Here is a 19,484-nt window from a genome sequence, read left to right as displayed (position 1 = left end):
GGTTGCTACTCGGTGATGAAGGTGTCGTAGTAGGTCGGCGAGGACACCGCGGTGGTGGCGCCGACTCCGTGCACGTTCTTGCCGTAGAGGAAGTGGTTCTGCTGGTCGTAGAGCGGCAGCACGTAGTAGCCCTCGAGCACCAGCTTCTGCGCCTGCTCATACAGCGAGGCGCGCTGCGCCTCGTCGCTGGTCTGCTCCGCCTCGGCCAGGATCCCATCCAGCTTCTCGTTCTTCACCTGCGCGTTGTTGGCGAAGTAGCCCGATGGCGCAGGCACGGTCGAATCGGAGTGGTAGAGGATGCGCAGCACCGACGGGCCGACCTTGGTGTACGGGGCGGAGACCAGGTTGTATTCATGCTTGGCCAGCGCGCCGTACCAGCTGGAGAGGTCCAGCAGCTGGATCTTCACCTCGAAGCCCACGGCCTTGGCCTGGGCCTGGAACTGCTCGAACAGGGACTGCTCGGCAGGAACAGACTGGTTGGTGGAGACCGGGAAGTCCAGGGACAGGCGCTTGCCGTCCTTCACGCGGTAGCCTTCGGCGTCGCGCTCACTCCAGCCAGCTTCGTCGAGCAGCTCATTGGCCTTGGCCGCATCGGTGCCGAACAGCGACTCGTCGGAGTAGCCCAGCGGCTCCACGGAAGAAAGCAGCGAGTAGCTGCGCTGCGCGGTGCCGAAGTAGAGGGCGCTGATGCCGGAGTTGGCATCCACAGCGCGGATGAAGGCTTCGCGCACGCGCTGGTCATCGAAGGGCGCCTTGGAGCTGTTCAGCTCGATGCGGTTGGAAGCGCCCGGGCGCGGGGCATCCAGGTGGCCCAGCGAGTTGTCCTTCGTTGCGGTGGCAATGGTGTCCGGCTGCGCATTGTCGATCACGTCGACCTCGCCGGACTGCAATGCGGCGTAGCGGGTGGCGGCCTCCGGGATGAAGCGCCAGGTGATGCCATCCAGATAGGCCTTGTCATCGGCACGCGCCGCGTCGTCCACCGGCAGCACGTAGTCTTCGTTGCGGACCAGGTTCACTGCCTTCTGGTGCTCCCAGGACTCGACCTTGAACGGGCCGGTGCCTACCGGGGAGGCGCAGTTGGTGGCCTGGTCGCGTTCCAGCGCCTTGGGGGATTCGATGGCGGTCCACGGCATGGACAGCGATTCGAGCAGCGCGTTATCCGGGGCGGAGAGCGTCAGCTTGGCGGTGAGCTCATCGGCGATCTCGATGTCCACGACCTTGCCCACGGCCAGATAGCCGGTGGAGGAGGCGGTATTTGGATCCTTCAGGTGCTCGATATTGGCCTTGATGGCCTCGGCGGTGAGCTTGGTGCCGTCGGTGAAGGTGATGCCGTCGCGCAGAGTGATGGTGCGGGTCAGGCCGTCTTCCGATACTTCGGAGCTTTCGGCAAGCCACGGGATGATCTTCCCGTTAGCATCCTTGGTGAACAGTGATTCGAGGTACTGGCTGGCCACCAGGGCCTGCGGGTAGTTGCCGCCCACATGCGGGTCCAGGCAGGACGGCTCGGCATCGCCCGACGCGTAGACCAGGGTGCCGCCGGCTACCGGCTTCACATTCTCTTCGGCGGAATCGGATCCGGCTCCTGCCGAGCAGCTGGCCAGCAGGGATCCAACGAGCGGGAGCGCGATAGCGCAGCCGAGGATCCGGGATGCGCGCGAGTTTCGTTGCATGGGGAAGTGCTTACCTCGATGAACTAGTGGTGATGACCAAACCAACTCTAGTCATCCGGAACGCATTCGTCAGATCGGAGCGTCTCGCTCCGATCTGGCGAATGCCTGCCAGCGGCAGTCTGCGAAGCGGACTACTTTTCGCTGGCTACGGTCATGCGGCGGTTCTCGTGGACCGGGGTTTCGATCTCATCGAGGATCGCTACGGCGAAGTCCTGGGAGGAAACGAAGTCGCCAGCCGGCGAATCGGTGCCCAGGGTGTAGCTGCCGGTGCGGCGCGCTGGCATGATGACCGGGGCCGGGGCCACGACGGTCCAGGTGATGCCGGACACCGAGGTGAACATGTCATAGACCTCGGCGCAGGTGGTGGCCTCGGCCTTGTATTCCTCGGGGAATCCCGGGGTGTCGACCAGGCGCACGCCCTCGACTTCGGTGGCGCCGGCGCCGCCGACCACGACCAGGCGGGCCGGAACCAGGGTTTCGGTGATCTGCTCGAAGGCGTCCAGGTATTCCTGGTGGTCGCCGCCGGTGCGCGATGGCGGCACGGCGATGACGATTACGTCGTTGCCCTTGCCCAGATCGCGGTAGGTTGCGCCGTCGCCCAGCTCGGCGGCCACTGCGGTGGTGCCTTCGACGTCCTTGCCCGAACGGGTGACCGAGGTGACCTCGTGGCCGCGGGAAATGGCTTCGGCAACAACTTCCGAGCCGACCATGCCGGTCGCTCCGTAAACTGCAATCTTCATGGTGCTCTCTTTCCTTGGGGGAAGCGGGTTCGAGTCAATGGTATCTTTTAGATACCGGCCACTACAACGAAACCAGGTTTCCTCATGGATAGCCATGAACCCTTCGACGTGTTCGTGCAGGAATGCCCTTCACGTGAAATTATGCAGCGTCTAGGCGATAAATGGACACCGCTGGTGCTTCTGGCGCTGGCTGGCGGACCGCAACGTTTCTCTGCGTTACGCCAACGCGTCGGAGCCGTCACCCCGAAGGTGCTCACCCATACCCTGCGCAACCTGGAACGCGACGGGCTGGTGCAGCGCACCGTGTTCGCCCAGGTGCCGGTGCGGGTGGACTATGAGCTGACCGATTTGGGCCAGGGGATCCTGGAACCCATGGAAATCCTGCGGCTGTGGTCCGAAGAGCATGTGCCCAAGGTGCTCGCCGCCCGCGAGCGGTTCGACGCGCGCGGCTAATGCTCCGCTGAAACAGTAGGGTCCAGGGGCAGGAACATGAAGTGCAGACCCACCAGCCCCTGGGTGGGATGCCTGAATGCTCCCGGAACCGTGCCCAGGATCGTGAAGCCCAGCGATTGCCACAGGTGCACGGCCGCCTCATTGGTTTCGACAACCGCGTTGAACTGGATGCCGTGGTAGTTTTCCTGCCGCGCCCAGTCGATTGCGTAGCGGCCCAGCGCTCGCCCCACGCCGCGGCTGCGGGCTTCCGGATCGACCAGGAATGAAGCGGTGGCTATGTGGGATCCGGCCCCGGGCTTATTCGGGCCCATCTTCGCTGAACCGATGATCCTTCCCTCCTCCACGGCGACCACCGTTTGGCCTGGCGGCTCCTCCATCCACCAGGGACGGGCTTCCTCGACGGACTGGCCTTGCGGGAAAGCGTAGGTTTGACCCTCATCCATGATCTTGCGGTAGAAGCCGTAGATCTCAGGCCAATCCTCGGCGGTGCTTGTGCGGATCTGCATGCGGGTGAGCCCAACTTTTCGAAATGGATGCTTCGGAATTCAGCTGATTCGCACCCAAGTGTATCTTGCGTCACATAGACTGAGGTCAAAGACGCAAGGTGCAGGCAAAGGAGCCGGTGTTGTTTGAAGTAAGCGATGACCAGAAGTCGTTGATCGAGATGGTTCATGATTTCGCTGAGACCAGGATTGCTCCCAATGCCCTGAAGTGGGACCAGGAGCAGCACTTCCCGGTGGATGTGCTGGCCGAGGCCGGCCAGTTGGGCATGGGCGGCATCTATGTTTCGGAAGACCACGGCGGATCGGGCCTGACCCGCAGCGATGCCGTGCTGGTCTTCGAGGAACTGGCCAAGGCCGATCCGACCCTGGCCGCCTACATTTCCATCCACAACATGGTGGTGTGGATGGTCGACACCTTCGGCAATGACGAGCAGCGTGCCGCTTGGCTGCCGTCGATGACCACGATGGAAGACCTGGGCTCCTACTGCCTGACCGAGCCGGGCGTCGGCTCCGATGCGGCGGCCCTGTCCACCCGGGCCCGGAAGGACGGAGACGAGTATGTGCTCAGCGGGGTCAAGCAGTTCATCTCCGGCGCCGGCAGCTCGGCGCTCTACATCGTCATGGCCCGCACCGCCGATACCGGTTCGCGCGGGATCAGCGCCTTCCTGGTTCCAGGAGATGCCGAGGGCCTGAGTTTCGGGCCGAACGAGAAGAAGATGGGCTGGAAGGCGCAGCCCACCCGCCAGGTGATCATGGAAGGCGTGCGCGTTCCCGCTGGCAATCTGCTGGGCGCCGAAGGGCAGGGATTCTCCATGGCCATGCAGGCGCTGAATGGCGGCCGGCTGAACATCGGTGCCTGCTCGCTGGGCGGCGGGCAGAGCGCGCTGGAGAAGTCGGCGCTGTACCTGAAGGAGCGCCAGGCCTTCGGCGGGCCGCTGACCAGGCAAGAGGCCCTGGTCTTCAAGCTGGCCGAGATGGACATGGAACTGGAAGCCGCCCGCTCGCTGCTGCGCCGTGCCGCGGCCGCCCTGGACGCCAAGAGCCCGGACCGGGTGCGGTTGTGCGCGATGGCCAAGAAGATGGCCTCGGATGCCGGCTTCAATGCCGCCAACAGCGCGATCCAGCTGCACGGCGGCTACGGCTACCTGGCTGACTACGGGATGGAGAAGATCGCCCGGGACCTGCGCGTGCACCAGATCCTGGAAGGCACCAACGAGATCATGTCGCTGATCGTCGGGCGCTCGCTGCTGGAGTCCTGAGCCAGGGCGGCGGCTAGCCTCTGGGGTGCCGCTCCGAGTCCCGCACCGGGTGTGACGACTGCGAATCCTCGGGATTCGGGTGGACTGGGGAAATCACCGGCTTGCTGGACATGATCTGCTCGATGCTGCCCAGCTCCATCGCATCCAGCAAGGTGCGTTGGGTGGGACGCATCATTTTGACCTCGCCGCGCTCAAGCGCAGCGAACAGCGCTTCGGGGCTGGTCCACTTGGAAATCACCGCTTCGGTGGTCTGGTGGATCGGTTCCTGGCCTGCGCGCAATGCAGCGACGAAGAAATAGGTGTCGAACCGCCGCGGGAATCCGGCTGGGGTGACCCAGTTGGCCCATGGATGCAGTTGGCCAGGATCCAGCAGCAGGCCGGTTTCCTCGAAGACTTCGCGCCGGGCTGCGAAGAGGACCTCGCCGGCCAGGCGCGGCGCGCGTTCCCGGCCTTCGGCAAGGACCGAGGTGTGCGCCCAACGCTGGACGTGATCGCTGAGCACTGCCGGATCCATTTCGGCCTCGTCTGCCGCCTGTCCGTCCTGGAGATCAACTCGTCCGCCGGGATAGACCACCATGCCTGCCGCGAAGTCCATCGTGTTCACGCGGTGCTGGACGAATACTTCGAATCCGGCGGCTGCCTCGCGCAGCAGCAGAACGCTGGCTGCCTTGCGGATGGGGACTTCAGCGGGGGTCGGAGGTATCGGGGAAGTCGTCATTGCTTACCGTGTCCTTGGCTCGTGGATTGCGAAATAGCCTTTGAATGCCAGCTTAGCTTCTGGCGCACAGCCAATGCAGATCCAACGGTAATCACTGTGCAAGCCTGCACATTTGCCTGCGGAATCTGCACAGCTCATATCGTTGACCGGGTTCAGTCCCGGCGCCTAATTTGAAACCAAGGACCCGGTGCAAAAACCGGCAATGGATATTCAGCAACCGGGAAGGCAAAACAGCGATGAGCGAAAAGACAGGATCCGCTGGCGGGCACTTTGCGCGGTTGGCAGGACGCCGTGCACTGGTCACCGGCGGCGCCTCGGGAATCGGGCTTGCCTGCGCAACTGCCTTGGCCCAAGCTGGAGCGAACGTGACGATTGCCGACCTGAATAAGCGGGCCTCGGAAGACGCGGCGCAGAAGTTGTGCGGCACGGCGTGGGCCGTGGATTTGGCCGATACCAAGTCCTTGGAAGAGCTGAGCATAGATACCGACATTCTGATTAACAACGCCGGCGTGCAAAGAGTGGCCCCAATTCACGAATACGATCCCGAAGCTTGGCGACTGATCCACCGGCTCATGCTTGAATCCCCGTTCTTGCTGATCCGTGCCGCATTGCCCGGCATGCGAGAACGCGGATTTGGGCGGATCATCAATATCTCATCGATCCACGGGCTGCGAGCCAGCGCCTTCAAAAGTGCCTATGTCTCGGCCAAGCATGGACTGGAGGGGCTGTCCAAGGTCACCGCCTTGGAAGGCGCAGAGCACGGCATCACCAGCAACTGCATCAACCCGGGCTATGTGCGCACGCCATTGGTGGAAGAGCAGATTGCCGACCAAGCGAAGATCCATGGCATCGGCGAATCGGAAGTTATCCAGAAAATCATGCTCGCCGAAGCAGCCATCAAACGCCTGGTGGAGCCCGAAGAAGTCGCTTCATTGGCAACATGGCTCAGCGCAGATGCCGCCGGCATGGTCACCGGCGCTTCCTACACCATGGATGGTGGCTGGAGTGCTAAATAAGCCGGAAGCACTGTTCTTGGTAAAGCCCGTGGCATTCCTAGGCCGGCGGCAGCAATAGGGTGCCTCCGATGGATACGGCGATGATCACCAAGGTGGCCAGCAATCCCAGCAGTAAGGCCCGTCCACCAGATTTGAGCATGCCGCGCAGGTGGACTCCGAGCCCCAAGGCGAACATGGCAGCTGCAAGCAACAGTGTCTGCAAGCTGGCCGCAGCAGAAAGCAGGATCTCGGGCAGCACTCCGGTGGTGCGCAGCACCGCTGCGGCCAGGAACCCGAGTACGAACAGCGGAATCAATGGCGGGTTCTTGCCGCCTTGAACCAGTTGGTTTCGCCGCATGTACAGGCCTACACCGGCGATGATCGGAGCCAGCAGCACCACGCGGGCCAGCTTGACGGTTACCGCGACGGCCAAGGCCCCTGCGCCGACTGAACCGCTGGCCGCAACTACTTGGGCGACCTCATGGGTGGAGGCGCCGATGAGCATGCCGATGCTGCGTTCTTCCATGCCGAGCAGCAAGCCCACCGCGGGCATCAGTGGAATCATCAGGGTACCGAAGAGCACCACCAGTCCGATGGCGGTGGCGACCTGTTCCTGCTTGGCCTTGATGACGTTCTCGGTCCCGGCGACCGCGGCGGCGCCGCAGATGGAGAAGCCGGTGGCGATCAGCAGACGCTGCTGCAGGTCGATGCCGAGCTTCTTGCCTATCCACAGTGTGGCTAGGAAGGTCACGCCGACCGAGAGGGCGACCACCAAGAGCGCTCCGGGACCCAAGCCGAATATGGTGTGCAGAGACAGCTGCAGACCCAGTAAGACGATGCCCAGACGCAATAGCTGCTTGCCGGCGATTGCTGTTCCGGCCTCAAAGGCCTGCGGAATTGGGGCAATGTTGCGCCACAGGGCACCAAGGACGATGGCCAGCAGCAGTGCGCTCAAGCCGTTCGCGTAGTGGCTGGCGAGCATGCACAGGGCCCCGACCAGCAAGCCGAGGAGCAATCCCGGAAGGGCGGACGCGAGGCGTGCAGCCGGTTTTCGATTCGTGCTCTCGTCGGTTCTTGACACGGCAGATTCGTCGACTGGACTTGTGGGGTCGTGCATGCCTTTAATTCTTCGCTGGCCTAGCCGATTGCGGTATACCCGTTCTGGCTATTGCAGGCATATGATCATGATATGGAAAGCAGTTCGTCATCTCTTGAAGACATTGCCCGCTGGATTCAACCCTCTTCACTTAAACTGCTGGTTGGCATCGCCGATCACGGAAGCCTAAGCGCTGGTGCCAGAGCGGCGGGCATGGCCCAGCCAAATGCCACCCGTGCCTTGAAAACCTTGGAACGCAGACTCGGATACGAGCTTGTAGCCCGCAAAACTACGGGATCCCGATTGACCGCAGAAGGGGTGCTGACCGTCCAGTGGGCTCGGGAAGTCCTGGCAAGCCTGGAAGCCTTCGCCGACGGAGCACGCTCCCTGGCGGAATCCGGAGAGGGCGAGCTGGAGTTCGGAGCCAGCATGACGGTGGCCGAATTTTTGGCGCCAAATTGGATTGGCCAACTTCATCGCGCCCTGCCACAGGTCAAGCCCCGCATGCAGATCATGAATTCGCAAGATGTCATTCGCGCAGTGCAGCAAGAGCTGCTCGGACTGGGATTCGTGGAAACCCCGCATATTCCTCTGGGACTGAAAAGCCGGCAGATACTCCAGGATGAAATGCTCGTAGTCACCTCACCGGAGCATGCCTGGGCGCAACGCCAAGAACCCCTGAGCCTGCACGAATTGCAAAGCACGCCGCTGATTGAACGCGAGGAAGGCTCTGGCACTCGTGCGTTCTTGGATTACATTGCCCATGCCGAACGACCGAATCCGGTAGCAGTCTTCAACTCCAACGCCATAATTTGCCAGTGCGTGGCACGCGGGATGGGTCCGGCTGTGCTCAGCCACTTGGCGGTGGAAAGCCAACTGGAGCAGGGATTGCTAGTCGAGATCCCTTTTGACGGGCCTGCGCTGTTGCGCGAGCTGAGGGCGATCTGGCCTGCACACCGCGTATTGAATGCCACCGAGCAGAAGCTGCTTGAGATTTCGGTGGACTCCAAAACCGCGCAGGGCTAATCCGCATTCCAATCGACGCCTTGGAATTGTGCTTTTGATGAAATCAAATATTCCTGGAGGATCTCAACCCATGCACTGGCTGCGGGCGTGAACGGACGGGCAGGATCTCGAATGAGGGCAATGCGTCGCACGTGCGTAGGACTAAGCGGTATGAAGTGGAGACCCGCGAAGCTCATCAACGGAATAACAAAGCCTGGAACCGGTGCAATTCCCAAGCCGGCAGCGACCAGACCAGCTACTGCTGCGACATTTTGGGCGCGCATTGTAGTGGCCGGCTCTACTTCATGAATTTCAAGCGCCGACGCAACACCTTGCTGAACGCTGGAAGTGTTTGTGAACTGGATTAGAGGCTTGCCGTTCAACTCGACCCAGCGAATCGTTTCGAGATTGGCGAATTCATGGTCTGAACGAACCGCCACGTAAAAGCTGTCTTTGGCAATCAGCTTCGACTTGAATGCATCATTGTTGGGAACTTCAACAGTTACTGCCACGTCAGCGACCCCAGACTGCAAGCGTTCGATCACCTGTTCACTGAGGCAATCCAGCACATGGACCTCCACATCTGGAAAATCGAGCTGGTACTTGCGAATGATTGGCGGAAGCAACGTCGCCGCTAATGACGGGAGCGTTGCGATGGTTATATGCCCTTGCGTTCCTTTCAAATATCCTTCGATATGAAGCATCCCGGCGTCGAACTGATTGATCATCGCCCTAGCGACCTGTGCAATGGCTTCCCCATCTGCAGTAACTTCTAATTTGCGGGTGCTTCGCTGAAACAACGGGACACGCAGCCGTCGTTCTGCTTCTTGAATCGAGCGGCTGAGAGACGATTGCGCGAGGCCCAAGCTCGTAGCCGCTGCAGTGAAACTGCCTTCCTCAGTGATGGCCACAATGGCGCGCAAGTGATGGATTCCTAAATTTATAGCCATGGCGCATGAGTCTATCTGGCAATGATGTTGGACTGTAGAAAGTGACACAGCTCATACTGGTCAGAGTTCATAGGAAAGGGGATCTAATGCTGGCTTGGGCTGGATTTCTAACAATAGGCGTCATCCTGGCGCTACTACTCTCAAATCGTGTCGCGGCTGTCGTTGCGCTGGCGGGCGTACCGGTTCTGTTTGCGCTCATTGCAGGTTTTGGTCCAGCCGAAATAGGCGGTTTTGTGACCGATGGGCTTAAGGGCGTCTCCGGGGTAGCGGTGATGTTCATCTTTGCGATCATCTACTTCGGGGTGATGCGCGATGCTGGACTTTTTGATCCGATCATCAAGCGCATTGTTCGCTGGGCTGGCAATGCGCCGGTGACCATCACGGTAGCAACCACCGCGCTGGCTATGGTGGCGCACCTAGACGGCGCGGGGGCAACGACGTTCCTCATTACTATTCCAGCGATGCTACCGCTGTTTGACCGCATTGGAATGAGCCGGTTAACCTTGAGCGTCTGTGTCGGCCTCGGCGCCGGAACGATGAATTTGCTCCCATGGGGAGGGCCAACAGCGCGTGCCGCAGCTACTACCGAAGTTCCGGTGAATGACCTTTGGGTGCCATTGATTCCGGCGCAAATTGTCGGCATTATCGTCGCGTTGGGGATCGCTTGGTTCTTGGGACTGAGAGAGCAGAAGCGCCTGTCGTTCAACATTCAAGTTCCAAGTGAGGAAGCAAGCGTACGAGTGGGTGCAGGCAGGACCGAGCATAGTGCTTCCGCTGGAGCAGCGGGTTCTGGTCATGATCCTGAAATGCAAGGCTCGAATATTTCGGAACTCGGCGAAGAAGATGCAATATTGCGCCGTCCCAAACTTCTGTGGGTTAATGCTGTGCTGACCATTGCGGTGCTGGCTGCACTGGTTACTGGACTCAGCAAGCCTGAATTGATTTTCGTAGTGGCGGTTATCATCGCATTGGTGATCAATTATCCCGGACTAAAAATCCAAACGTCGCGTATCGAGTCCCATGCGACCGGTGCGATGCTGATGGCAACAACATTGCTCGCCGCTGGCGTATTCCTTGGCATCATGGAAGGCACCGAAATGATCGATGCCATGGCTAAAGCGGCCGCCGGCCGGATTCCAGATCAGGCCGCGCCAATGCTTCCATTGATCGTGGGCGTCCTGGGGGTTCCTCTGAGCTTAGTATTTGGGCCAGATGCCTACTACTTTGGGATTCTTCCCGTTCTTAACACGCTTGGTGCGGTCCATGGAGTGCCTGCCATTGAAATTGCCCAAGCTTCAATTCTGGGTCAGGAAACGGTAGGTTTCCCTATCAGCCCATTGACCGGATCCTTTTATCTGCTGGTGGGCTTGGCAGGTGTAGATATCGGAAAACACATACGCGCAATGTTTGGCTGGGCCTGGCTTGTAAGTGTGGTTATGGTCGCGGTTGCTTTGCTGACCGGCGTAATTACTCTGGGCGGTGCGGCGTGACTCGAACAATTCGTCTTGGAGCAGGGGCCGGATTTGCCGGGGACCGTATAGACCCTGCTGTAGAGCTGGCGCAGCACGCGAATCTCGACTACCTCATTTTTGAAGTACTGGGTGAGAGGACAATAGCAGCGGCTCATGCCCGCAGGATTGGCGGAACCGGAGTTGCCTATGACTCATTGTTGGAACGTCGATTCCAAGCGACCCTAGCCCACTCCCGGAAAAGCGATACAACTATTATTACCAATGGTGGCGCTGCTGACCCGGAAGCCGCGGGACAGATGGCCCTTCGGGTGGCAAGGGCCGCTGGACTGCTGGGAACAAAAGTAGCAGTCGTCACGGGTGATGACGTACTGGAGGTAATCCGCGCACTGGATCCAGTGCTTTGGGAGACCGGAAAGCCGCTCTCCGCTGAAGATATGGAACTGGTATCTGCGAATGCGTATCTTGGAGCGGAGCCAATTATCGAAGCTCTTAATGCCGGGGCCGACATAGTTATAGCCGGGCGCGTGGCTGATCCGGCGTTGTACCTGGCACCAATTGCCTATGAGCATCAGTGGGACTTGGCAAATGATTGGGATCTTCTCGGCAATGGAATATTGGTGGGGCACTTGCTTGAATGCGCCGGACAAATTACCGGTGGATACTATGCCGACCCTGTCATCAAGCCTGTGCCAGATATGGAAACCTTGGGATTCCCCTTCGCGGACGTTGCTCGAGATGGGAGCGCGTTGCTGTCCAAGCTGGACCATTGTGGAGGTTCGTTGACCACTCGTACCGCAGCGGAGCAGCTGTTCTATGAAGTGGCCGATCCGCATGCATATGTAACGCCCGATGTTGTTGCCGATTTTTCAAAAGTTCAGCTCAGCGAAGCTGGTGAGAACACTGTTCGTGTCCATGGGGCAGGTGGTCACAGGAAGCCCGAACAGCTCAAGGTTACTCTTGGCTTTAAAGGTGGATGGATTGGGGAAGGGCAGATTAGTTACGCTGGGCCACGGGCATACGAACGAGCGCAGCTGGCAGCAGAAATTGTGACACATAGGTTAGTTGCCATACACGGAATGTCGGCCGAGTCGATATCGGTGGAGTACATCGGTGCCGGTGCAGCCCTTCGTGGAATGTCGACAAATCAAGAAGGTATCGAAATTCGGTTACGGGTCTCTGCACGGGTTGATCAGTGGGACCACGCAGATGCCGTCGGTTGGGAAATTGAGGCTCTTTACACAAACGGCCCTGCGGCAGGAGGGGGAGTGAGACGTTCTATACAAGAAGTCTTGGCCGTCCGTTCGTGTTACATCCCCCGTGAATTCGTACAGACAAAAGTACAAGTAGAGGAAGCGTAAATGGCTACGATAGATAGCTACGCAGATGTCAGAACAGGGGATAAAGGCGACACATTGATCCTGTCGGTACTGGCTCGCGATGAAAAGTCCTATGAGCTGCTGGTAGGTGAGCTGACGGCTAATCGCGTCGCCCAACACTATTCATTGCCGATGAGCGGTCCGGTTACTCGAAAGGTAGTGGATTCGACGAGGGCGCTGGTTTTTACTCTTCCGGGGGCTTTGGGTGGGGGAGTGACGGGTTCGCCAGTGTTAGATGGACATGGTAAATCGTTGAGCTATCACTTGCTAACATTGAAACTAGGAAACTAACGAATCGTCGCATTAACCAATAGGCTCGCATAAATTCGTGCGTTGCTAACTCGGGAAGCTTGTACCGGGAGACGTGGGTCCCGGTACAAGAAACCGGTCCTAGAGCTTTGAGATCTCGTTCGTGAGCAGGTCCGCCAGGCGTTTGACGCCTTCGTCGATGGTCTTCTCATCAACCGAGCAGAAAGCCAGACGCAGCTTGTTGTCGGCCTTGCCGCTCGGGCTGAAAGCCGCACCTGGAATGAAGATGACGCCGGCCTTCACACCCTGCTGAAGCAGAGCGTAGGTATCGATGCCTTCTGGCAAGGTCAGCCAAACGAAGAAGCCGCCCTCAGGATGGGTGTGCGTGACGCCTGCCGGCAGGTACTTCGCCAAGGCCTCAAGCATCGCGTCGCGGCGGGCACGGTACAAATCGTTGTACTTGGTGATCTGTCCCTTCCAATCATGCTCCTGCAGGTAGGCGCTGATGATCATCTGGTTCAGGGTCGGCGGGCAGAGCGCTACCGCTTCGCCGGCAAGATAGAAGCGGCGGAACAGGTGAGTGGGGACCGCGGCCCAGCCGATGCGCAGGCCCGGTGCGAAGATCTTGGAGAAGGAACCCATGTAGATCACGTTTTCCGGGTCCAGGCTGCGCAGCGTGGGCGCCGGGGTGCCCTCGTAGCGCAGCATGCCGTACGGGTTGTCTTCCAGGATCAGGATGCCTGCTTCGCGGCAAATCTCCACGATTTCCCGGCGGCGTTCGGCAGCCAGCGTGATGCCCGAAGGGTTGTTGAAGTTCGGGATGGTGTAGAGGAACTTGATGCGCTCTCCGGCCGCACGCAATTCGGCAATGCGCTCGCGCAGGGCGGAAGGAATCAGCCCGTTCTCGTCCGTGCCCACCGGGCGGGCGGTCACCTGGTAGGCCTCGAAGGTGTTCAGCGCGCCGACATAGGTCGGGTCTTCGCAGAGCACCGCGTCGCCGGGATTGCAGAACACCTTGCATGCCATGTCCTGGGCTGACTGGGAGCCGTTGGTGACCACGACATCCTCGATGCCCACATTCGTGATGCCCTCGGCCGCCATCACGTCGATGATCTGCGCGCGCAGCTCGGGGGTGCCCAGCCCGGAGCCGTACTGCAGAGCTTCGGGGCCCTGCTCGACGATGATGCGCTGGGCCATCTCGCCGATCTTCTCCAGCGGGAGCAGCTGCAGGAAGGGGTTGCCTCCGGCCAGCGATACCAGCGAAGGGTCCAGCGACAGCTCGAACACGTCGCGCACCGCAGATTGCTTGATTCCCGCCGCGCGCTCGGAAAGCAGGGACTCGTGCAAAGTAGTCAGCGATTGTGATGCGGTGGTCATGGTTCTCCTCGGCCGGGGCTCCCGCTGGCGGGAGCGTGATTCCTGCGCTGGGTGCGGCACAAGAATTGTTTTCAAATAGAATACTTTGGTATTCCAGCAGGAAATTCAGGGCTTGGCAAGACCTGGGCATCCAGCAACGCGATTCCATGCCTCAGCGCGAGGCATGGCGCTCCTCGATGGCCAGCTGGGCCAGCGCCGCGTTCACGCGATTGTGGAGTTTCTCCGCAAGATTCCGGGGCTTGCTCCCCGCCAGCCAGCACTGCGTGGCCAAATGGGCCAGCAGCTCGACGCAGTGGGCAGAAGCACGGAAATATCCGGACCGGGACAGGGCGATGGCAGCATCGATGATCAGCAATGACGCATCCAGTGCGCTATCGGCGGCTTGCGTGGCGCGCTGCCCGCTGGGTGCGTGGCGTTCGCGCATCACCAGCTCGCGGATCTCCGTGAGCTTTTCGGCAATGGAAACCACCGCGCGGTGCGTCCGGTTCTTCACCCCCATGAGCTGCAACGGCCTGATGGCGGCCAGCAGCATGCCGACCATGGCGAAGGCCGACAGGCCCGCAACACCGAGCTTGGCCAGTAGAATTCCTGCGGCGATGGCCAACCCTGCCACCCCGAGAATGATGAGGAAGATCGCCAGGCTGCCGAAACGCGGCTTTTTCGGTTCCGGGCGAATTGCGCGGGTCCTGGTGATCCGGTCGAGGCTCGCGCGGATTTCTGGCAGGTCGGGAACGCCCAGCCGGCCTTGGGAAATCCGCTGGGCGTCGCGCCACGCCTGGATGCGCCGGCGGCTGCGCAGGACCTGGAAGATTTGCCACCCGGCCAGCAGGGGAAGGGCGAGCGCGAAAAAGAGCAGCGCCGCGGTGCCAAGGGTGATGTCGCCGGACTGGTGCATGCCGTAGGCGCCCATCCAGGCGAACAGGGAATACCCGGGAAGGCGGATCAGCAGGCGATCCCACCAGGCGACTTCCTGCGGAGCGCTGGCGGATGAACCGGCCGGCTTGCTCATTTTCGGGTTTCGCCTCGCGAATCCAGCCATGCTTGAATGGCGCTCGGGCGGATGCGGCGATGCGTGCCGCGGTATTCCACCGGGATGATCCCGGAATCGGCCAGCTTGCGCAGATAGCTGTTGGAAATGCCTGCCATCTGGGCCGCCTGGGAAGTATTGAGCAGCAACTCGGGCGTGCCGATGCTGACCGACTCGCCATCGGCGAAGCGCGACAGCACCTCGATCAGCGCCTGATGGGCTTCCTTGGGCAGCTGCAGGGCAGTGCCGTTGACGAATACTGTCGTGTCATTCGACTCGTCCAACGCACGGCGCAATCGCACCGTGGTCTTCTCGTCCAACGCTTCGAAAGTGCGGACCCTGCCTAGTGCTGAAGTCGGTGATGCCATGGCCCCAATTTTGCCCGAGATGCTCCTGAACCGCACCTCATGACGCTGGGTCTCGGCAACGTGCGGCGCTTGAATTGTGACGCGCATACGACGAAAGGGGGTTGAATTGCGCCAAACGGTTCCCGTATGGTGGAAAACGTAGGTCTAAAGAAAGTACTGACCAGCCATCTTCCGGCACACCATGACGGATCCTTCAGCCTCACCCGGCGTAGCCCGATTGGGAATTGTGTACATGGAAGCCTGACACCCTCCTTAATTGCCTGTGGGTCACGCTCCGTTGCGGTCGGATGAATGGTCATGCGCGTTCCTACGCTCTGCCACCAATTTCGTGGGTACTGCGTTTTCGTCAATCAGAACTTTCTTGAAAGAAGAGCTATTCAATGTCTGTTGAATCCACCAAAGACCTGTCCACCATCACCGACGCAGAGATTTTCGATGCCCACCTCGGCGGCAAGCTTTCCGTCTCCTCGCAGATGCCGCTGAATACCAAGCACGACCTGTCCATTGCCTACACCCCGGGTGTAGCCAAGGTGTCCCAAGCCATTGCCGATGATCCGGCCAAGCACGCCACCCACACCTGGGCTTCCCGCCTGGTCGCTGTGGTTTCCGACGGCACCGCGGTGCTCGGCCTGGGCGATATCGGCGCCGCCGCCTCGCTCCCGGTCATGGAAGGCAAGAGCGCGCTGTTCAAGGAATTCGGCGGACTGGATTCGATTCCGCTGGTGCTGGACACCACCGATGTGGATGAAATCGTCGAGACCGTCATCCGCCTGCGTCCGAGCTTCGGCGCAGTGAATCTGGAAGACATCTCCGCCCCGCGTTGCTTCGAAATCGAGAAGCGCCTGATCGAGGCCCTGGACATCCCGGTCATGCACGATGACCAGCACGGCACCGCCGTCGTGGTGCTGGCAGCGCTGATCGGTGCGGCCCGCCAGACCAACCGCGACATCAGCTCGCTGAAGGTTGTCATCTCCGGCGCAGGTTCGGCCGGCGTCGCCGTCACCAACCTGCTGCTTTCGGCCGGCGTGGATGATGTCATCGTGCTCGACTCGCGCGGCACCATCCACCGCGAACGCGACGACTTGAACCCGGTCAAGGCCGACCTGGCGGCGCGCACCAACCGCGAAGATGTTATGGGCGGCTTGGCCGAGGCCCTGGATGGCGCCGACGTCGTGGTAGGCCTTTCCTCGTCGACCTTTGCTGAGTCTGCGGTGGCGAAGATGAACAAGGACGCCATCATCTTCGCGCTGTCCAACCCGACCCCGGAGATCATGCCGGATGTCGCCGCGAAGTATGCAGCTGTGGTTGCCACCGGACGGAGCGATTTCCCGAACCAGATCAATAACGTGCTGGCCTTCCCCGGCATCTTCCGCGGAGCGCTGGACTCGGGCGCCAAGAAGATCACCGAAGGCATGAAGGTCGCGGCGGCCCACGCCATTGCCAACCTGGTCGGCGATGACCTGGCTCCGGGCTACATCATTCCTTCGGCAACCGACGATCGCGTAATGCCTGCCGTGGCTGCGGCTGTGGCTGCGGAAGCCGAAAAAAATCAGTAGATATTTCACGCGAAAAGCTGCCTGCAACCTACCGTTGCAGGCAGTTTTTTTCGTGCACGGCACCCCTGGATGCGTTGGGCGAAGTTATCCACAATCGCGAAAGATTCTGCTGCGGGTGATGAATGAGCGCGAAACTGAATGGAATCGATTCAGTCCAGGAGGAACGCCATGCCAGATCCTACAGATTTCCACCTCAGTGTCCGCACCTCATTGCCCGACACACAGCTGATTGGCCTCGTTGCGGCCCTGGAAGCGGACGAAAATGGCTATGCCATCATGCTCTGCCATTCCGCCAAGCATCAGCAGGTTTCTGCCTACACGCTGGGCCTGACCACGTTTGAGCATCCTGAAATCACTTGCGTTGGGGGAAACGAGGATGATGTTTTCGCCCTGGCCTCACATGTAGCCGAGCAGGTCGTCGAGCACGGGCAGGTCTTCTCCGCAGGTACACACAGCACGTCATTGTTCAGCAAGCTCGCTTTTCATGATTCTTCAGCGAAATGGCACGAGCTTCCATACTCGCGTCTGATTCTTGGAGACTCTCCAGTCTCGTGGATCCAGTGCATGATGCCGTTGGACTTCATTAATATCCGGCCACAGACGCTGTCTCAAGATCTGCGCCGCGTCGCTTGAACTGGAGCAAACCGCCGCGAGGCGCATGTCGGGGCGCGACAGGAGATTTTTTGTTCTGCTCGGTCGGGCTTTCCAGTCGTGGGCATGCGCAGAAGGCCTGAGTCGGAGGTTCCATCGAGGCTTCTTCGGCGCCCGTTGGACGTGGCTGGAAGTACCGCGCTGTTCGGCGGGTTTCTGCTTGCGTGACGGAGCGAAACTCGCCGTTGGATATTCTTGCCGAGCTTCTAGCCTGCCCGATATACCTCGGCTGCCTCGTTCTCCGCAGCAACCTTTGCCCGATGCGCAGCGCGCAGTGCCTGATGGCCTTCGGACTTGCGCACCTTGACGTAGGACAGTGCAACGACGAGGAACCACAGGGGAGTAGCCAGCAACGCGGCGCGCGTATCAGCCTGCGTGGTCAATGCCCACAGGATGAAGACGAAGAAGGCGAGCACCATGTACGGGGCTCCCATGCCGCCGGGGACTTTGAACTTCGAGGCATCATGCAGGTGCGGGCGACGCTTGCGGAAGGCCAAATAGCTGATCAGGATCATTGACCAGACGAACATGAAACACAACGCGGACACCGTGGTGACCAACGTGAACGCCTGGGCCACCGAGTCGCCCGCGTACAGCAGGACCACGGCGGCAAGCAGGAACATGCAGGAGAACAGCAACGCATTGCGCGGCACCTGCGTGGTCGACAGCTTGCTGAACTTCTTCGGAGCATCTCCATCTTGGGACAGGGCGTACAGCATGCGGGAGGTTGAGTAGATTCCGGAATTGGCGCTGGACGCGGCCGCCGTCAGGACAACGAAGTTGACCAGACCCGCAGCCGCGGCCAGGCCGGCCATCGAGAACATGCCGACGAATGGCGATGCGTCAGCGGAGAACTTGTACCAGGGCGTGACGGCCATCAGGACGGTCAACGCGCCGACGTAGAACAGGATCACGCGCAGCGGAATGGAATTGATCGCCTTGGGCAGATTCTTCTCAGGATCCTTGGTCTCGGCCGCCGCAGTGCCAACCAATTCAATGCCAACGAAGGCGAAAACAGCTATCTGGAAGCCAGCGACAAAGCCCATGAAACCGGTGGGGAACATGCCGCCGTGCGCCCAGAGGTGGACGAAGGACGCGGTGTCTCCCTCTGATGAGCTGAAACCGGTGGCGATCATGGCCAGACCGCAGACAATCAAGGCCAGGATGGCGACGATTTTCACCAGCGAGAACCAGAACTCGGTCTCGCCGAAGGCTTTGACGGTTGGCAGATTCAATCCGACCAATAGCAGGATGCAGCACAGCGCAGGAAGCCACAACGGGATCTCGGACCACCAGTAGGCGACGTACTGGGCGATGGCGACCACGTCGGCAATGCCGGTGACAACCCAGCAGAACCAGTAGGTCCAGCCGGTGAAGAAGGCGGCCCAAGGCCCTAGCAGGTCTCCGGCAAAATCTGCAAAAGTCTTGTAATTCAAGTTGCTGAGCAGGATTTCGCCCATGGCGCGCATGACGAAAAAGAGCATGAAGCCGATGATCATGTACACGAAGATGACCGATGGTCCGGCTGCCGAGATGGTCTTGCCGGAGCCCATGAACAAGCCGGTGCCAACTGCTCCGGAGATCGCCATGAGCTGGATATGCCTGCTGGACAGGCCGCGCTCAAGTTTCGTTCCGGAGGAATCGGTTTTCAGTTGCGTGGAATCGTTCGCCACGGCTGCACCTTTCATGAGCAGATCCCTTCGGTTTTTCGAAGGAGACGGCCCGCTGGGAGGAAGGACTAGACCGCAGAACGAGGTTATCGCAGATGCATTGACCGACTATATTTGGCCGTCAACGCAGAGTGCGAGCAGGCTTAACAGTTGTGAAATTCGTTATATGCACCTAGCTCAAAGGATGCTGCACGCCGCTTCGCACAATAGCTGGGGAGCCGGCCTGGCCCTTGGGAGCGCTTAATCGAAGTGGCCAGTCGCAAAGCTGGCAGGAATGGGCAAGGAAGAAAGCCAATCGAATATCCATGAAGGAATTTCTCCGGTTCCGGCGAATGGAATTAGCGTGATG

19 protein-coding genes are annotated in these 19,484 nt (G+C 60.2%); 9 read left to right on the top strand and 10 right to left on the bottom strand.

Annotation, left to right across the window (positions count from 1 at the left end; translation table 11 throughout):
- Positions 1–5 precede the first annotated feature (5 nt).
- Together EKH49_RS00980 and EKH49_RS00975 are read right to left on the bottom strand one after the other, a co-directional pair.
- Positions 6–1,670, bottom strand: coding sequence for an ABC transporter substrate-binding protein (locus EKH49_RS00980; protein WP_128469261.1), 1,665 nt, complete (start codon positions 1,668–1,670; stop codon positions 6–8).
- A gap of 131 nt (positions 1,671–1,801) precedes the next feature.
- Positions 1,802–2,410, bottom strand: coding sequence for an NAD(P)-dependent oxidoreductase (locus EKH49_RS00975; RefSeq protein WP_128469260.1), 609 nt, complete (start codon positions 2,408–2,410; stop codon positions 1,802–1,804).
- Between the two features lie 84 nt (positions 2,411–2,494).
- Here EKH49_RS00975 and EKH49_RS00970 point away from each other — a divergent pair, with 84 nt between their 5' ends.
- Entirely contained in the window at positions 2,495–2,863 is a 369-nt protein-coding gene (locus tag EKH49_RS00970) for a winged helix-turn-helix transcriptional regulator (RefSeq protein WP_128469259.1), read from the top strand.
- On the opposite strand, the gene EKH49_RS00965 is transcribed toward EKH49_RS00970, so the two are convergent.
- Positions 2,860–3,369 carry a GNAT family N-acetyltransferase gene (locus tag EKH49_RS00965; protein ID WP_128469258.1) on the bottom strand — a complete coding sequence of 170 codons (510 nt, stop codon included), beginning with the start codon at positions 3,367–3,369 and terminating at the stop codon, positions 2,860–2,862. The genes EKH49_RS00970 and EKH49_RS00965 overlap by 4 nt on opposite strands.
- A 119-nt stretch (positions 3,370–3,488) precedes the next feature.
- Here EKH49_RS00965 and EKH49_RS00960 point away from each other — a divergent pair, with 119 nt between their 5' ends.
- A complete protein-coding gene (locus EKH49_RS00960) occupies positions 3,489–4,625 on the top strand; it encodes an acyl-CoA dehydrogenase family protein (RefSeq protein WP_128469257.1) in 1,137 nt (378 codons plus the stop codon).
- 13 nt (positions 4,626–4,638) lie between these two features.
- Here the strand turns inward: EKH49_RS00960 and EKH49_RS00955 are convergent, their stop codons facing one another.
- Positions 4,639–5,343, bottom strand: a complete 705-nt coding sequence (locus EKH49_RS00955) for an NUDIX hydrolase (protein ID WP_128469256.1) — start codon at positions 5,341–5,343, stop codon at positions 4,639–4,641.
- A gap of 236 nt (positions 5,344–5,579) precedes the next feature.
- Between EKH49_RS00955 and EKH49_RS00950 the strand changes: the two genes are divergently transcribed.
- Complete coding sequence (locus tag EKH49_RS00950; RefSeq protein ID WP_128469255.1) at positions 5,580–6,359, top strand: 3-hydroxybutyrate dehydrogenase; 780 nt, start codon at positions 5,580–5,582, stop codon at positions 6,357–6,359.
- Between the two features lie 37 nt (positions 6,360–6,396).
- Here the strand turns inward: EKH49_RS00950 and EKH49_RS00945 are convergent, their stop codons facing one another.
- Positions 6,397–7,455, bottom strand: a complete 1,059-nt coding sequence (locus EKH49_RS00945) for a YeiH family protein (protein WP_128469254.1) — start codon at positions 7,453–7,455, stop codon at positions 6,397–6,399.
- A gap of 72 nt (positions 7,456–7,527) precedes the next feature.
- Between EKH49_RS00945 and EKH49_RS00940 the strand changes: the two genes are divergently transcribed.
- The gene (locus EKH49_RS00940; RefSeq protein WP_128469253.1) at positions 7,528–8,460 is read left to right on the top strand and encodes a LysR family transcriptional regulator; all 933 of its coding nucleotides are present in this window, start codon (positions 7,528–7,530) and stop codon (positions 8,458–8,460) included.
- Here the strand turns inward: EKH49_RS00940 and EKH49_RS00935 are convergent.
- Entirely contained in the window at positions 8,457–9,362 is a 906-nt protein-coding gene (locus EKH49_RS00935) for a LysR family transcriptional regulator (RefSeq protein WP_161567410.1), read from the bottom strand. The two genes, EKH49_RS00940 and EKH49_RS00935, sit on opposite strands and share 4 nt — an antisense overlap.
- A 113-nt stretch (positions 9,363–9,475) precedes the next feature.
- On the opposite strand from EKH49_RS00935, the gene EKH49_RS00930 reads away from it, so the two are divergent.
- The 3 genes from EKH49_RS00930 to EKH49_RS00920 are packed head-to-tail and all read left to right on the top strand — an operon-like array spanning position 9,476 to position 12,528.
- Positions 9,476–10,879, top strand: coding sequence for a CitMHS family transporter (locus EKH49_RS00930; protein ID WP_128469251.1), 1,404 nt, complete (start codon positions 9,476–9,478; stop codon positions 10,877–10,879).
- Entirely contained in the window at positions 10,876–12,219 is a 1,344-nt protein-coding gene (locus EKH49_RS00925; RefSeq protein ID WP_201739533.1) for an acyclic terpene utilization AtuA family protein, read from the top strand. Before EKH49_RS00930 ends, EKH49_RS00925 begins: the two co-directional genes overlap by 4 nt.
- Entirely contained in the window at positions 12,220–12,528 is a 309-nt protein-coding gene (locus tag EKH49_RS00920; protein ID WP_128469250.1) for an AtuA-related protein, read from the top strand.
- A 99-nt stretch (positions 12,529–12,627) separates the two neighbouring features.
- Here EKH49_RS00920 and EKH49_RS00915 read toward each other — a convergent pair whose 3' ends face one another.
- From EKH49_RS00915 to EKH49_RS00905, 3 genes are all read right to left on the bottom strand, one after another.
- Positions 12,628–13,863, bottom strand: coding sequence for an aminotransferase-like domain-containing protein (locus EKH49_RS00915; RefSeq protein ID WP_128469249.1), 1,236 nt, complete (start codon positions 13,861–13,863; stop codon positions 12,628–12,630).
- Between the two features lie 151 nt (positions 13,864–14,014).
- On the bottom strand, positions 14,015–14,872 hold the full coding sequence (locus EKH49_RS00910; RefSeq protein WP_128469248.1) for a hypothetical protein: 858 nt from the start codon (positions 14,870–14,872) through the stop codon (positions 14,015–14,017).
- Positions 14,869–15,258, bottom strand: a complete 390-nt coding sequence (locus EKH49_RS00905) for a helix-turn-helix domain-containing protein (RefSeq protein WP_128469247.1) — start codon at positions 15,256–15,258, stop codon at positions 14,869–14,871. Before EKH49_RS00905 ends, EKH49_RS00910 begins: the two co-directional genes overlap by 4 nt.
- A 380-nt stretch (positions 15,259–15,638) precedes the next feature.
- On the opposite strand from EKH49_RS00905, the gene EKH49_RS00900 reads away from it, so the two are divergent.
- Together EKH49_RS00900 and EKH49_RS00895 are read left to right on the top strand one after the other, a co-directional pair.
- Positions 15,639–16,814: an NAD(P)-dependent malic enzyme gene (locus tag EKH49_RS00900; protein ID WP_128469246.1), complete on the top strand. Its 1,176-nt coding sequence runs from the start codon at positions 15,639–15,641 to the stop codon at positions 16,812–16,814.
- 168 nt (positions 16,815–16,982) lie between these two features.
- On the top strand, positions 16,983–17,447 hold the full coding sequence (locus tag EKH49_RS00895) for a DUF4262 domain-containing protein (protein ID WP_161567409.1): 465 nt from the start codon (positions 16,983–16,985) through the stop codon (positions 17,445–17,447).
- A 224-nt stretch (positions 17,448–17,671) separates the two neighbouring features.
- Here the strand turns inward: EKH49_RS00895 and EKH49_RS00890 are convergent, their stop codons facing one another.
- Positions 17,672–19,153, bottom strand: coding sequence for an amino acid permease (locus EKH49_RS00890; RefSeq protein WP_128469244.1), 1,482 nt, complete (start codon positions 19,151–19,153; stop codon positions 17,672–17,674).
- Between the last annotated feature and the right edge of the window lie 331 nt (positions 19,154–19,484).

The sequence above is a fragment of the Glutamicibacter sp. HZAU genome (genome assembly GCF_004100365.1).
Taxonomy (GTDB): Bacteria; Actinomycetota; Actinomycetes; order Actinomycetales; family Micrococcaceae; genus Glutamicibacter; species Glutamicibacter nicotianae.
Note: the sequence above shows the minus strand (reverse complement) of the source record. Positions and strands in the feature narration are given on the sequence as shown.

Bases quoted from the DNA above. Each gene is read 5' to 3' on its own strand.
- EKH49_RS00940 (WP_128469253.1), top strand. From the start codon at position 7,528: ATGGAAAGCAGTTCGTCATCTCTTGAAGACATTGCCCGCTGGATTCAA.
- EKH49_RS00980 (WP_128469261.1), bottom strand. From the start codon at position 1,670: ATGCAACGAAACTCGCGCGCATCCCGGATCCTCGGCTGCGCTATCGCG.
- EKH49_RS00915 (WP_128469249.1), bottom strand. From the start codon at position 13,863: ATGACCACCGCATCACAATCGCTGACTACTTTGCACGAGTCCCTGCTT.
- EKH49_RS00945 (WP_128469254.1), bottom strand. From the start codon at position 7,455: ATGCACGACCCCACAAGTCCAGTCGACGAATCTGCCGTGTCAAGAACC.
- EKH49_RS00920 (WP_128469250.1), top strand. From the start codon at position 12,220: ATGGCTACGATAGATAGCTACGCAGATGTCAGAACAGGGGATAAAGGC.
- EKH49_RS00975 (WP_128469260.1), bottom strand. From the start codon at position 2,410: ATGAAGATTGCAGTTTACGGAGCGACCGGCATGGTCGGCTCGGAAGTT.
- EKH49_RS00950 (WP_128469255.1), top strand. From the start codon at position 5,580: ATGAGCGAAAAGACAGGATCCGCTGGCGGGCACTTTGCGCGGTTGGCA.
- EKH49_RS00910 (WP_128469248.1), bottom strand. From the start codon at position 14,872: ATGAGCAAGCCGGCCGGTTCATCCGCCAGCGCTCCGCAGGAAGTCGCC.
- EKH49_RS00930 (WP_128469251.1), top strand. From the start codon at position 9,476: ATGCTGGCTTGGGCTGGATTTCTAACAATAGGCGTCATCCTGGCGCTA.
- EKH49_RS00970 (WP_128469259.1), top strand. From the start codon at position 2,495: ATGGATAGCCATGAACCCTTCGACGTGTTCGTGCAGGAATGCCCTTCA.
- EKH49_RS00905 (WP_128469247.1), bottom strand. From the start codon at position 15,258: ATGGCATCACCGACTTCAGCACTAGGCAGGGTCCGCACTTTCGAAGCG.
- EKH49_RS00890 (WP_128469244.1), bottom strand. From the start codon at position 19,153: ATGAAAGGTGCAGCCGTGGCGAACGATTCCACGCAACTGAAAACCGAT.
- EKH49_RS00955 (WP_128469256.1), bottom strand. From the start codon at position 5,343: ATGACGACTTCCCCGATACCTCCGACCCCCGCTGAAGTCCCCATCCGC.
- EKH49_RS00965 (WP_128469258.1), bottom strand. From the start codon at position 3,369: ATGCAGATCCGCACAAGCACCGCCGAGGATTGGCCTGAGATCTACGGC.
- EKH49_RS00895 (WP_161567409.1), top strand. From the start codon at position 16,983: ATGCCAGATCCTACAGATTTCCACCTCAGTGTCCGCACCTCATTGCCC.
- EKH49_RS00900 (WP_128469246.1), top strand. From the start codon at position 15,639: ATGTCTGTTGAATCCACCAAAGACCTGTCCACCATCACCGACGCAGAG.